Source organism: Flavobacterium keumense (assembly GCF_029866485.1).
Taxonomy (GTDB): Bacteria; Bacteroidota; Bacteroidia; order Flavobacteriales; family Flavobacteriaceae; genus Flavobacterium; species Flavobacterium keumense.
This window is the reverse complement of record NZ_CP092332.1, coordinates 748,102-763,761: the sequence shown is the minus strand read 5'-3', so window position 1 is coordinate 763,761 and position 15,660 is coordinate 748,102. Positions and strand designations below refer to the sequence as shown.

General features: G+C 35.0%; 6 protein-coding genes. All 6 read right to left on the bottom strand.

What is annotated here, in order from left to right; translation table 11 throughout:
* Nucleotides 1–81: 81 nt before the first annotated feature.
* Nucleotides 82–1,269: a phosphoglycerate kinase gene (locus MG292_RS03215; protein WP_264534135.1), complete on the bottom strand. Its 1,188-nt coding sequence runs from the start codon at nucleotides 1,267–1,269 to the stop codon at nucleotides 82–84.
* Nucleotides 1,270–1,448: 179 nt separating this feature from the next.
* Nucleotides 1,449–2,057, bottom strand: coding sequence for a porin family protein (locus tag MG292_RS03210; RefSeq protein ID WP_264534136.1), 609 nt, complete (start codon nucleotides 2,055–2,057; stop codon nucleotides 1,449–1,451).
* Nucleotides 2,058–2,200: 143 nt separating this feature from the next.
* A complete protein-coding gene (locus tag MG292_RS03205) occupies nucleotides 2,201–3,175 on the bottom strand; it encodes a PorP/SprF family type IX secretion system membrane protein (RefSeq protein ID WP_264534137.1) in 975 nt (324 codons plus the stop codon).
* A gap of 17 nt (nucleotides 3,176–3,192) precedes the next feature.
* Nucleotides 3,193–12,009, bottom strand: a complete 8,817-nt coding sequence (locus MG292_RS03200; protein WP_264534138.1) for a T9SS type B sorting domain-containing protein — start codon at nucleotides 12,007–12,009, stop codon at nucleotides 3,193–3,195.
* Between the two features lie 58 nt (nucleotides 12,010–12,067).
* Nucleotides 12,068–14,176, bottom strand: a complete 2,109-nt coding sequence (locus tag MG292_RS03195) for a PorP/SprF family type IX secretion system membrane protein (RefSeq protein WP_264534139.1) — start codon at nucleotides 14,174–14,176, stop codon at nucleotides 12,068–12,070.
* 1 nt (nucleotide 14,177) lies between these two features.
* Nucleotides 14,178–15,611: a gliding motility-associated C-terminal domain-containing protein gene (locus tag MG292_RS03190; RefSeq protein WP_264534140.1), complete on the bottom strand. Its 1,434-nt coding sequence runs from the start codon at nucleotides 15,609–15,611 to the stop codon at nucleotides 14,178–14,180.
* Nucleotides 15,612–15,660: the final 49 nt, after the last annotated feature.

The window sequence follows — 15,660 nt, the reverse complement described above, 5'->3', positions numbered from 1 at the left end:
AAAAATGGAAAAACCTTAGCTGTCTAGCTAAGGTTTTTTATTTACTACACCTTGTCTAAATGGCACAGGTGTTTTAGTGATTTATTCTAAAATAGCCGCAATTCCAGGCAACACTCTACCTTCTAACATTTCAAGCATTGCACCTCCTCCTGTTGAAACATAGCTTACTTTATCTTCAAAACCAAATTGTTTTACAGCTGCAACAGAATCTCCACCACCTACAAGTGAGAAAGCTCCATTTGCTGTTGATTCAGCAATAAACTCACCTAAAGCAATTGTTCCTTTTGCAAAAGTTGGCATCTCAAAAACTCCTAAAGGTCCATTCCAAAGAATTGTTTTAGATCCCAAAATTACTTTTTTGAAATTTTCTAACGATTTTGGCCCTGCATCCATACCTTCCCATCCGTCAGGAATAGCCCTTACATCAACTACTTGTGTATTGGCAGTGTTAGAAAAATCATCTCCCGCAACTACGTCTACTGGAATATGAATTTGAACTCCTTTTTCTTTTGCTAAACGCAAAATTTCTAAGGCTAAATCTTGTTTGTCATCTTCGCAAATCGAATTCCCGATTTTTCCGCCTAAGGCTTTTATGAAAGTAAAGGTCATTCCACCACCAATAATCATGTGATCTACTTTGTCTAAAATATTTTCGATAACCGTGATTTTTGAAGAAACTTTTGAACCTCCAAGAACTGCCGTTACAGGTTTAACACTGTTTTTTAAGACTTTATCCAAACTTTCGATTTCTTTTGCTAACAATGTTCCAAAACATTTATCATTTGGGAAAAATTGCGCAATAATTGTAGTCGAAGCGTGCGCTCTGTGCGCAGTTCCAAAAGCATCGTTCACATAAATATCTCCTAATGATGCTAGTTCTTTGGCAAAAGCCACATCTCCAGCTTCTTCTTCAGCATGAAAACGTAAATTTTCTAATAACAACACTTCGCCTGCTTGTAATTTATCGGCTGCTGTTTTAGCCTCGTCACCTACACAATTTGCAGCAAATTGAACTGAAACACCCAAAATCTCAGACGCTGTTTTTAAGATGTGTTTCAATGAATATTTTTCTTCGGCTCCTTTTGGACGGCCTAAATGTGACATTAAAATTACGCTCCCACCATCAGACAAAATTTTATCAATTGTTGGTTTAGCTGCTTCAATACGAGTAACATCTGTGACATTGAAATTTTCATCTAAAGGCACGTTAAAATCAACGCGGATGATGGCTTTTTTATTTTTGAAATTAAAATCGTTTACCGTTTTCATTGTATCTGTTTTTTAGTTTTTCTGAAAGAGAAACAAAGATAGTACTTTTAGCGTAGGGTCAAATTGCGAAAACGGATAAAAAATCAGATTTTCTTAACGAAATCGTTGTAAATTAATTAATCTGTTATTTTTTAGTCTCTTTTTTTCAAAAAACCAGACTTTAATCGTGAACGGGTCATTTATTTAAATAAATATCCAATTCCTGCTGAAAAACCATAGTTTTTTGAATTTTCAAAAGGAGATTTTAAAGTATTAGAAAAACCGATGAGATAATTTGTATTTACAAAAAAATTTGATTTGACTTTATAGGATAACCCAATAACACCCCCAAATTCAAATTTTTCAGCTAGATCTGTCTGTGTGTAAGAATCAGAAGTAAACCGATCGTTTACTAAAAAATTAAATGATGGTCCTATTTCAAATGAAAAATTCTTAACTAAATACAGTTTTGCCAAAACAGGAATCTTGATATAATCTAACTTGTGTTCAGCATTAACTATAGGCATGGTTCCAGGAAGAGTTGAGGGATAATTTACAAATGCTTTCCCTTTTATTCCTTGACTTGAATATACTATTTCTGGCTGAATTGAGATTTTTTTGCTTAATGGAATTTCAACAGTTGCTCCAAGATAAAGTCCAGTCTTGAATTTTTCATCATATAAATAATCATTAGAAGTCATGTTTGTAAAATTGACACCTCCTTTTACTCCAAATTGGATTTTTTCTTGCGATTTTGCTGTTGGAATTATTAAAACTGTGACTGCGATAATTAAAATTATTTTTTTCATAAGAATGGTTTGTAGGTTACAATTAGTTTCAAATGTAAGTTTTTTTTTAAATATTCGAGTGACGGTTTACTATTTTAACAGTTTGAAAATGAACTATTTTGAAAAGCTACAATAAATTAAGTAACTTGGGAATCCTAAAAAGATTAATCGTGAACGGGACTTTGTGTACAAGGACAATCACTTATTCCTTGAAGGAAATCAAATCCTAAAGTAATCACGTGTGTTCCTGAGTTGTAGGCGGCAATTTGATTCAGTGTCACTTGATAGGAATATCCAAAATAAAAATTTGACTTCTTAAACCCCGCCATTGGACCTACAGTTAACGGCTTAAATGGTTGATCGTTTAAAAAACGATAGGAAACGCCTGCCCAATAATAATCATCATAACTATTATACCGACGGTATTTAAAATTAATATCAGTTGTAGAACGTTTATCTCCAGCAAAAAATTGATAATATACAGAAGGCTCTATTTCTACATTTCTGTTATAACTACTTTTTATTACATAACCCGAATATAGTTGGTAGTTCAACACCAAACTAGGTTCGATACCTAAATAATTATCTTTAGTTTTGGGCAACATATTAGCTGCATTGAAACTCAGATAAAACCCTTTATTACGATACAAAAGTCCCACATCAAAATTATTGTTAGAAATGGATCTGTTGTTTGTAATACTTGGGTCTATCAATGGAATTTCATGGGTAGTGTTAAATTTATTTATGTCTATTTTAAAATTATTGATGTTGTACGACAGTCCAAAAGACAAGTATTGTTTTGAATAATAATCTAAAATAATATGGTGTGCAAAAGAAAATTTAGCACCCGTTTGAAATGTATTCCCATTACTGTCATTGTACAATGAAAGACCTACTCCTGACCTACTCCCAATTCTAAAATCAGCATATAACGACTGATTTTGTGGCGCCTCTTTGATACCCACCCATTGGGTTAATCCATTGGCTCGTATCCTTAAATTATCCCCAATTCCAGCAAACGTAGGCGATAAAACAAAATTATTATCTGCCAAGTATTGTGTAAAAACAGGCAAATGCAATTCTTGGCTAAAGCCTGAAAAACAGATAGACAAAAGGGTATATATAACTATTCTTTTCATTGATTTTATTTAATGAATTATCTATAGAGTGTAAAATGACCTACGAATTCTCTGTCATCTTTTGAATTATTCAGTTTCAACACGTACCAATAATCCCCAGAAGGAAGTGCTGCTTCTTGGTATTTCCCGTCCCAAGATTCTCCATAATGAAAAGTCTGTATTTCTCGTCCGTAACGATCGAGTACTGTAAAACTTAAGTTCTTATAATTAATGGTACAACCGGGCGCCCAAGTATCATTAATTCCGTCTCCATTAGGGGTAAAATAATTGGGTATGCAGATGTCGATGTAATTGAATTTTTGAGTCACCGATGTTGTACACCCATTTGCGTCTTGAACTGTAACGAAATAATCTTGTGTTTTATAGTAAATATAACTCGGGTTGGTTCCATTGGGTTGACCCTCAAAAGTAAATGTATAATTTCCTCCTCCTCCTTTTGGCACCGCTATAATTTCATTTAACCCACCTTCTTGTACAACCAATGTTAAAGGTTCTACTTTTTTAATACTAAAAACAGGGGAGTCTTTAACACATCCATTATTGTGTTTTACTCTTATAAAATGATCTCCTGGGGTAAGGTTAGAAAATACATTACTCGATTGATAGACTCCTCCATCTAACGCAAATTGGACTAAAGAATAATCAGAAACACTAGTATCTAATACCACTTTTAATTGATTGTGCTGTGTGTTATTCACACAATCATAATTGACAATTGTGGTTGGGTTCAATTTTATCGACGCATTCAAATTTACTGTCCAATCCAACGTACAATGATGTGCGTCTTGAATATAAACAGTATGAGATCCTCCGGTCAAATTAACAAAATCAAATTGGGTTTGGGTAGCACTTCCTGTTGTAAATGGACCAATTGGGTTGTCTAAAGATATAGTATAAGGGAGTGTTCCTCCCGAAATAGCAATACTAAATTGTGCATTTTTATCATCATAACATAATTCCTGAACAATTGATGTGCTAAGTGTTTGTGCTGATAAAACTGTAGGCTCCCCAATGGTAACAACCTTTTTATCATAGCATCCTAAGGCATCTTGAACCAACAAATCATAACTGCCAGGTGCTAAATTCTCGAACAAATCCGATTCTGTAAACTGACTCAAATTAGGTGAAATAGCATGCTTTATAACTACTGTTCCTCCTGAAGAATTAATTTTTACTGAGCCATCATTAGACCCTGCACACAGCGCGTCTGTTAACGAATAGGTAGGTGTTAATTTAGACGCAGGTTCTGTAATCGTAACAATTGTTGATTCTGCTGGAACGCAATCGGAACTAATTACTTTTACCTTGTATTTTCCGGCAGCCAAACTTGTAAAGTTGCCTGTTAGTTGAGCTGCTCTAACCAAATTATCCTTGTCGTCTAATAGTGAATAGGAATAATTTCCTAAACCGCCTTGGGCTGTTGCCAAAATAGTTGCTGTACTTTCTCCGGTACAATTTACTTTGGCAAGCGTAGTATCTAAAAGAACAGATAGCCCTTTAGGGAGTTCAATAATTATATCATTGGACTGATACGCTCCGCACCCATTGTTATCTTTGACATAATAATGATTCGTACCTGTTTTACCATTTAAAACACCTGATAGGAACGGACTAAAAACACTATTATCAGTACTAAACCTATAAGGAGGCGTTCCTCCTGAAATCTGTAAATCCAACTGGGCAGGACTCAAACAGGTTGGTGCATTTAACACCGATAAGGTGGCAACAACAGGGTCTGGTTCTTTAATTTCTATTTCTCCTGAAGAGGCTATACAAGACCAATTGTCTGTTACGGTTACAGTATAAATTCCAGCGTCTAATTTTTTAAATTCATTGGATTTTTGCTGACCCCAAACCTGTGGACTAGGACTTTTTTTCTCCAATGTATACCAATAATTACTTCCTTGTCCTCCTGAAACGTTTGTAATCGAAATGGTTGCGGTTTGATCCCCAAAACAGCTTAATAGCGATTTATCAGCAGCTGCTTTAAGAGATATTGGCAAAGGATTATTTAAGATAAGTTGCTTGTTTACCTCACACCCTTTTGCGTCCCGAACATAAAACGTATAGTTCCCTTGTGTTAGATTATTAATCTCAGTAATGTCTCCCCAATTTTGAATTACTATTCCCTCTTTTTCCCATTTGAATTCATAAAAATCAGCCCAACCGCCTTGAGGTAAAGCAGTAATTTTTCCGTCGTTGTTTCCTACTGCACAGGTAATGTCCGAATGAGATTCTGACAGTGATAGAGTAGCTATTGGTTGACTAATCGTGACTTTTTTAGTCAGACCACAAAATGGCGCGTTGCTCAAAGTTGCTGTAATAGAATACGTATCTGCTTTTAAATTTGAAATGGTTATAGGGCCAGTCGATGTAGTGGTTGAAGATTGAACTAGATTGCCCAAACTATCTTTAATAACATAACTAAAAACTCCTGCTCTACTTGGTGTGCTTTGATCAACCAATGTAATAGTAGCGCTTCCATTACTCCCTCCAAAACAACTTACATCTACTACCGAATCTATGGTCAAGCCAAAAGTGTTCGGTTCATTAATAGTGTATACCTCTTGAATTGTACAATTGGTTACTGTATTCTTTACGGTAATTAGATATTCTCCAACGGTTAATCCAGAAAAAATTCCGGTTAAATTGGAAGGAAAAGTTGTTCCAATTAAACTTCCTGATATAGGGCTTAACGAATAGTCTAAATTAGTTGGTACACCCCCAATGGCTGAAACAGAGACTTGGATAGTTTCGTTAGTAATACAGCTAATTGGGCTTGTGGAATTGACATTGAGTTTATCTAAAACATAAAACGGTGCAATTGTTGTTGAAACACTGCTCTCACACCCTTTGTCATCATACACCTTGACAGTATAACTACCGCCATTTAAGTCCGTCTCAATATACGTTGGTTTCGGTCCAAATTGAACGCGTGTTCCGTTTTTTATAAATTCATATTGAGTATAGGTTCCTGAACCTCCCGTAATTTCACTCACCGTAATGGATGCGTTATTTAGATTATTGGTTGAATTACAACCAAATTGAATAACTGATGGTGGCGGAATACGAATTGCTTCTGGCTCGCTAACTGAGATAACATCAGTTGTTACACATTCTCTTCCTGAAATTACGGTAACAGTATAGGTGCCTTTCATTAATCCTGTAAAAATATTCGATGCTTGAAAATTTACTCCATCAATACTGTATTTGTACACAGGATTGTCATTGGTTCCAATTGCAGGGGTAGTAATTGTTGCCGTTATAGAACCATCATTCCCTCCATTACAACTCACCTGTTTTTGTGACAGAACCAATCCCGTAATAGGAGTTGGTGCTTCTAAATTTACTGAAATACTTTTTGCACAGTTAGTGGTGGTATCTTTAAGCTCAATTGAATGATTCCCCGAGCTTAAGTCTGTAAAATTGGGACTAGAAACAGCACTTCCTCCATCTATTTTATATTCATAATTACCTGAACCGCCCAAAACCATTGCTTCTATTTTACCATCAGCAGTGTTACAAGTGGGCAATTGAATGACTTTTGAAGATAGTCCCAATGGACTATAAATGTTTAAAGACTGTGTATTCGAACATCCATTTACATCTTTTATAGTAATGGTATACTTCCCTGAATTTTGATTTTGTAAAGTATATGGTTCTATAACTGGACTAAAATCGCTCCCGTTAACACTTGCATAATAGGGTTTGATACCAGGAGTGAGAGTTGTTAGTTCAATTTCAAATTGTCCTTCTATAACACATGCATTTGCTACAGCAAGACTAATGATGGGTTCAGTATCTTTTGGAAGTGTAATTTCCATTTTTCTAACACATCCATAACTGTCTTTTACAAAAACTAAATAGTCTCCGGCATCAGCTGTAAATGTATTGGTATTAACCCAAGTAATTGGTTCAGAAGGAGGTGGAGGTGGAACCAAACTAGACCCTCCTGAAGCATTCTTGTTAACGATTTGATATACATAAGGAGCTTTTCCGTCTTGAGCTTGCAAACTAATTATTCCTTTCGCTAAACAATTTGCGTTTTTTAAAATCTTTGCATTCAAGATTAAATCTTTTGCGCTTTCGGTAATATTAAATGGAATTGAAGCTACGCTACACGCTGGATTTGGAGCCCCTGTTTCTTCTTTAAGTTCTACTATATAATTCCCAAAAGGGAACAATCCAAGATCGGTAATAGTGACCTCTCCATTGGCGGGTATACTAACCGTTCCAGAAACTCCAGTTACTGGCAATAAAGATTGTGAATGAAGCGCTTGATATGAAATAGGAGTTGTAACAGCATAATTATTTTTAATCGTAAAAGATACTTTCCCGTCTGCGTTACCTTTACAACTGATATTTTTTATTTGTAAATCTCTTATTTCTAAAGTCGAATTTGTAGCTATTGCACTTTCTGCGGTTTCAAAATAATAACAGCCCGTGGTTTCATCATAAACTACAAAAGTATATTTTAACCCTGGTTTTAAATGGGTAAAAACGGTTTTTTTAGACCCCGCAGCATCTTCATTTTGCCAAATTCCAATAGGATAAGCCGGTATTTCACCTGTATAAATTGAAAAATGAAACGGCCCTGAAGAAATGCTCCCTGTTGCAGTCCCTACAGCAACCAAAGCCGTACCTCCAATTGCACAATCTGCTATTGTAGTGGTTACCTGAATATCTAAATCTTCAGGTGGGGAAGCTACTAAGACATCTTGAATTAAAACAGAACATCCATTACTATCAATAACATTAATTTGGTATAAGCCAAAATCAACTACATCAAATGTATGTGAAGTAGTTCCAGAATTATTTAACTCCTTTTCGTCATAACCATTTACGCCTGTAACAAAATAATTATAGGGAGGAATTCCTCCTTTTACACTATCTACCACTACCGCTCCTTTAGAAATTCCTGAGCCATTACAGGTAATAGGAACTGCATGAAAAAGTATTTTTATTTCTTCTGGTGCTGTTAAAGTAATCGTTTTCTCGGATGACGAACAGCCTTTACTATCTTTAACACCTATTGTATAGGTTCCTGCTGCTAAATTGCCAAATACTGGGCTATCTTGGGTGATTGTATTGTTCAATGTATATGTAAAAGGGGCTACTCCTTTGGTTGTGTCTAAATTAACTATAATGGCTGCTGTTGTATCAAAATGGCATAAAATAGATTGACTTTGTGTTAATGAAAGTACTTCTGGATATACCTTAGGTTGAATAGTAATTGTATTTGTACTTTTAGTACAACCATTAGCATCAATAATCTCAAAACTATAGTCTCCCTTATTCAAATCTGAAACAAAATATGTAAATGAGGCATCTGAATTAGGAATGGTCACATCGGCAGAAGCGATACTACTGCCCTCTTTTCTTACTTTATAACGTAGCGGTTTAACTCCTCCTTCTACTGCAATTTTAATAATTGCATCTGGGTTTGCTGTACAATCTAAATCTTTAATTAAACTTGCGGCAACTTTTAATTCCTCTCCAATTGTGCTATTGGATGTAATTGCCTCACAATTATTGCTATCAACTATTGTAACCCAGTAGTTTCCTGGAAAAAGAGATGAAAATTCATTACTTGTTTGCGGTGCAGCTCCATTTAAACTGTAAGTAAAAGGCGGTGTTCCTGAGGTTACATCAATTATAATTTTTGATTGATTTACAGTATCATAACATAAATCCGAATTGCTATTAATAGCGGGTATCGGTTTTGGTGATTCTAAAACTGTGATTGAGAAATCTGCAGTGTTTTTACATCCGTTCGCATCAGATCCACGGATAGTATATTTACCAGGGGTAACATTTTCAAAAATTGCTGCATTTTGCCTTGGACGTATAATAGAGGTATTGAACTCATTCCATAATTCATACTTATAAAACGGAGATCCTCCAGTAGTAGTAACAGTAATTGTTGCTCCTTGGCTACAAGTGGCTAAAGTAGTAATTGTTGCTGTTGTCAATAAAGGGGCTGGTGCTGTAATTATAATTGGTGAAAATGACTTTACACAAACTCCTGTCGAAGTTGCATTATATCGTATTTTTATGGAATAAGTACCCTTAGATAAATTACTAATAGTGAACGGTGATGTCATAACTGTTTGCCATGTTATCCCATTATCTTTAGAATATTGATACCCTTCGGTAGGATTATAATTTTGGGCAGTAATTGTAATTTCCCCATCATTTGAATTTGAACAACTGCTGTTTTTTTGACTGGTTATGCTAGCATCAAAAGCTTTTCCTGAAGGGACAACAAAATTAATTATCCTAGTAGCTGCACATAATTTAGGGATTTGATAAGCCGTAATATCATCAATGGCAACATCATTACCTCCTTGTTGCTGTTGAATAGAACGAACTGTAAACCGCAAAGAGATATTATTTCCTGGATTTAATGAAAGAGAATATTTTATCCAATCTTCTGTTTGAGGTATATTTCCTGTATCATAGGTTGAAATTTGTATTCCTGTAGCGTCTTCTAAAGCAATTCTTAGATTTGGAGCCCAACCACCTATAGTTTTTTTCAATAAATTAGTCGCATAAAATTCAACGCTTATAGGTTGATTAGGGACAATATCGTTAATAATTTTAGAGTAAATGATTGGTTGCGTATTATCCCCTTTTATGTTTACAACTAAATAACGTCCTTTTGCAATTGATGGATTTGTATGGTCTATGGGTCTAAACCATGCCCCATGAGGATATATAATGTAAGAGGTAACAGAATACTCTCCATCATTAATATGAAGCCACCAACCTTTATCTAAATTACAAATAACTGGAGGGGTTTGTTTTTCAAAACAATAAGCTGCACTCATTCCTGGCGAAGTAGTATCGGCTCCATAACCAAAATCTTCTTTTAATAAATTACTTGGAGTGGGTACGATTAACGGTTGATACTTCACTTCTAATTGATGATTTCCTGGAGCTAAATTTTTAAAATTATTACTCGATTGAGCTACTCCGTCCAAAGTATAGGTATAGGAAAAATTAGTTGCGGTGACATTTGTAATTGTAACGGAACTATTTGCTGTGCCATCACAATTAAAAGAGTCATTAGTTACCGTAATCGATGGGACTCCTATATTTTCTACTATTACCTTGTTTAATGCCGAAATACATCCAGTAGCATCCTTGATATGAAAAACATAACTCCCTGCAGGTTGTAAGACGGAAGTGTTTGTGGTCCAACTAGCTTGATTGTCAAAACTGTATTGGTATGGCGGTATTCCTCCTTGCGGATTGGTAATTCTAATTTTAGCCTTATCTTCATCAGGAGAAGGCAGACAGCCAATTAATTCAGAAACACCTGCGGTAGCAGATAAACCAAATTGAGGTTGAACCAAAATTATATCTTCGTTTAGTAGGCACTTTACCCCTCCATACGTATACTCTATGACTGTTTTGTAAGTAGTCCCTGCAGGTGTAGCAGATAAACCTGAAAATACTGGATTTGTCGAAAAAGTTTGACCGTTGTTTATACTATATCGTAAACTATTCCCATTGTCATTGGTCACATTAAACTTAATTTGCCATGAATTGGGATAGTAGCAATTTTCATTTACCTTCTGAATGGTATAAACTGGAGGGCTCTGACTCGGGACATTAACTGAAACGGTATCAAATTGATTGTTACTATCTACAACTTTAATGGTGTAGGTTCCCGAAACAGGCACAGCAATTTTATTGCTCGATTCTGGATTAGTCTTACCATTAAAAAAAAACTGATACGGAGGTGTTCCGCCAGAAACAAAAAGTTCTACATATCCAGGCTGGCAAGTCACGGGTTGTATTGTGTATGTAATTTGAAAAGGCGAAATGGAATTTATGGTAAAGTCGCCTGTTTTCCAGTCGCAGTCACTTGTTTTTACTCCCCATGTATAATTACCCGCATTCAAATTTGGAAAACCATATTCGCTTTCTAATAAAGGCCCTACTTGATTGATTATTGTACTCCCCTGCATTAGCTTATAAAAATACTGCTCACGAACATTAGATGTTGTAAGTTGGATTGATCCTTTTTGAATAGAAGATGTGGGCTGCGTAACGGTAGTTGAAACCCCCAATTCCTTACTTTCAATAGTTATGGGTAGTGTAAAAATACAATCTGAAGTGGTAGCGCCTTGTCTCCTTACCCTAAGTGTATAATCTCCTGCGGTATTAATGGAAAACACGTTAGATAATTGATAGTTGGTTCCATCTAAACTATATTCATATCCTGTGAGTTGTGCTACTCGTATTTCTCCTGATTTACCACAATATATAGGGGTATACGTCATTGGAATATCTAATCCATTTTGATATACATTGAAAAAATAGACTTGGTTTCCATTCTCTTGATATCGTACCCTAAATTGACCTGAAGTTGTTGCAATAAATTGAACCCCTGTACCTACGGTGGTCCAACTGCATGCAGTAGCTATATTGGGACAATCTTTTGTGGTATTGGGGGCACAACTAGTTTCATTTAATTGTTCCCAAACTATAGCTGTTGCTCCCGTTGAAGGTATAGAAAGTGTTCTCGAGCTCGTGCTTCCGCACAAAAAAATCTTAGCTAATTCTGTACCATCATCAGGACAAACAGAAGTTAAATCTGCTTGAGTCGTAAATGGATTAGTATTTGTTGTTGTTTGTACAACAGATAATTTTTTGTTTTGTGCAAACCCTACAACAAAACAAAAAAATAGCATTGCAACACTCGCTATAAATTGACATTTTTTTAAAATTACTACTGACGATTGATTAGGTATCCCTTTGGACTTTTGGATATAATTTTCAAAAATTAATTTTAACCCTAGGGCTCGTAGAATCAAACTATTCATGTTGTCTATTATTTTAATAACTACTATGGGGTCTAGTTAGATTTCTTAATTTTAATAATTAGTTTTCAATTTTTACAATTGCCATTTTGACACTATAGGCTGTTTTTTCTTTGTTATTCAGTGCTTTTTTGGCTTCTTCTAACGAATTAAATTTTTCAGTATAAATAAAGTATTTACTTGAATTTGAGTCATAGAAAAAATCTACTTGACTAGCTCCTGCCGAAACAACTTTAGTAACAAAATCATCTCTTTTACTAACTTGATTATGTACGGCCAAAATCAAATAATACCCTGAATCTGTATTTTTAACTCCTTTAATTATTTTAACATCGTGCTGTTCTTCGCCAAAATCCAACTCTTCTTCTTTTAACGGGATTGTGCTAAGAGGAGTCGTGCCCTTAATTCGTTCTAATGTGGCTCTGTCTTGTGCATATCTTTCTTTATCATCAACAAAATTGGCTCGTTTGATTCTTCTTTTTTTCTCAATTTCTGTAGCCTCATTGATTTGTTCTAAAGAAGATTGTAAACGATTATTGGTTTGAATAGTTTCTAAATGTTTTGATTTAAGAGTGATTACAATTCCCTCCAGTTGTTTAGCCCATTCTGGATTTGATTGTTTTTTTTGTGATTTGGCTTCCAAAAACAAACTTTCTAATTCTCTAATTTTATCTTTTTGTGTGTTGGTTATTTCTGTCAACTCTTTCTTCAATTGTTCTACTTCATTATTTTCAGCTGTAACGCTCTTAAATGGTTTTGGTTCACTATAAATTCCTTTTTCGCTCAAATCATTTTCTAATTTTAAATCAACCAAATTTTGTTGTTTGTTTGCTACTTTTAGTTCTAATCGGTTTAACAATTCTTGTTCTTTTATCTGCTCTTCTTCGAGTAATTTTACCATTTTGTTTACCGCTAATTCTTTTGGAGTTGAGGGCACTATGGTTGCAATAGTATCTTTTGATTGGTTGAGTATTTCTAATTGTTCTTCAACTAAAACCTCGGTTGATTTGGGTTTTTTTTCTTGAGAACGTACAATACTACTTGATATACTGTCTTTTTCAATTGGTTTTGTACGCTCTACAACTACCGCTTCAGGTTGTGGTTTTGGAGAAGTGGTAGTTTTGTCTTGAATTGTAACCGCTTCATTTCGTGTGTTTTCAATTATTGGTGCCGATGGGCGTTTTACATTAGAATAAAACACTCCCGGTTCTTCTTTTGGTTTAATAATCGAACCTTCTTTCTCTTCCTCCCAATAGTTATAATTTTTTGTTTTCCATTTGTATGCTAAAGTAAGCTCGTGTGAAGATCCAAATTGGGTTAAGCCACCCAGGTCTCTTTCATAATTATATTCTAAAGCTATTGTTGAAGTAATATTGATCCCAATCCCTGCCGAAATTCCAAAGATAGAATGGTATCCTAATTGAGTCCAAACCCCAATAGGCATTGAAAGCATCGCTTGACCTGAAATTGCTGTTTTGTTTTTACTAATTTCTGTTTTGGCTAAAGCCGAAAACCTACTCCCTCCAAAAAATCCTTGCGACTCAACATAGCCTGTGTGCATAGCGTGAAGCGAAACTTTTTGGAATGGGTTGTTATTAACCAATTGTGATATTCTCAAATTATACGCTAACAGGTTGGGGAAAGAAATTCCAAAATCTAAAAATTCACCCCCGTAATTTAATCCTGGTTGTACCACCAAGAATGCAGAGGAAGAGGTGTTTTCTAAAACAGGATCAGTATAATTAACCACCACTTTTGATGTGTTTAATCCGCTCTGAAAGTATCCTACAGTAAGGCCAAAGGTGAGATTGTTTTCTTGGGAAATTCGAATGTTTTGCGCAAAATTTGCTAGTCCTCCAAAATTTGAGAAAACCCCATAATTTTGTTGAAAAACAGCAAGGCCAATTCCTTGATTATCTCCAAATCGACCCGAATAAGTTGCTAAATTGGTTTGTGGCGCATTTTCAAAATCAATCCATTGCTGTTTTGAATACAAAGAAATAAAGGTGTTTTGTTCTTTTACCCATGATAATGCAGGGTGTATCAAAAATCGATTGAATTTTAATGAATTTCGTATCGGTAAATCCAAAGATACTCTATCTGCCTGTTGCGCATAAATAACCGGGAGATTCATTCCCAATGCCAATACAACTATACTTAAATATTTCATGTTATTGGAGTAGCGTTAGGGATCCTTTTTGGGTTTTTTCTGGTGTAGTAATTATATAATACAATACCGGAAAATTCACTTTATAATTACTATTGGGCCAGTCGTTTTTATAGTTGAATGTCTTTAGAATTTGCTCTCCGTTGGCATTCAACAACAACACCTCAACATCGTCTTTGAAAGAATATTCTTGAGGAATAACCCATGTATCATTAATACCATCGCCATTGGGACTAATTAAATTAGGAATTACAAGACTATTAGGATCACCTCCAAATTGTACCCTAAATGATAATTCACTCGATAATGAACAGCCTGAGGTTTGATTGATTACCACTTTATAGGTGCCCTCATCGCCTACTTCATAAACACTATTGATAGCGTTTGGAATTAAAATGTCATTCCGATACCATTGGTAAGTAGGTAAAACCGCATTTGTAATTACATTTACCTTTTTTGTGTCTCCTTTTAAAAGAATTATTGAATCGGGTATATCGAGTTGATTTGTTAATTTCAAAGCATTTAATGTAAGTACTGCTTTTTCTTCACAGCCTCCATAATTTACCACCACAGCATAGTTTCCTTCTTGATTAACAGAAAGTGTTGAATGAATTGCGCCTGATATTGGATTATTATCTTTATACCATTGATATGCATTTGCTTTTTCTGTACTTAAAACCAATGGTAACTGATTTGGACAGAAAGGATTGCCTATTGAAGATTGAATCGTTGGTTTTGTACCAGAATAAGGCGAAATAAGCACCGTATTAGAAGTATAGTTAGCATTTGAACACGCTCCATAATCAATTTCGACAAAATAATTACCAGTAGTGGTTACTGCTAAAGAACTTCCTTTTTCCGATGAAATTAACGCCCCATTTTTATACCAATTGTATTTTAATGTAGTAAAAATCAATGGTGAGATTTGATTGCTCCCAGCAACATTATCAATAACAAGTTGGAACGTTCCTGCGGGACAGATAGTTGCTGTAGCCGATTGATTATTAATCGTAAAGTTTTTTTCAAATGGCTTGTAGTAAACTGGAAAAATCGTTTGGTTAGATGCATTTGCAAAAGGTGGGCTAACCGTGTTCACACTACTTTTTACCTTTATCTGATAGGTTTCAGAGCCTATTAAAGTACTTGGGATTGCAAATTTTATTGTTTTTCTAGTGCTTGAAACATCCGTAACAGCAATGGTTGTAGTTTCGATTAAATCTGTTGACGTACCAGAACTGTTATTAAGGACAACTAAAAATGTGGTTCCGTTTGGAAATCCAGAGTAATTAAACGTGGCGCTGAACTCATTAAACTCTCCAGCACAAATACGATTAAACTGTAATGGTAATGGACTAATTGTTTGTGCAGTTGAAATTGCTGTTATTGACCAGGTCAATACCAGGAAATATAAAAAAGATTGGTTCCAAATTGACTTCATTTACGGGGGCTTTAAAAGGTCAATTAATTAGAAAACAAACTCTTAAACA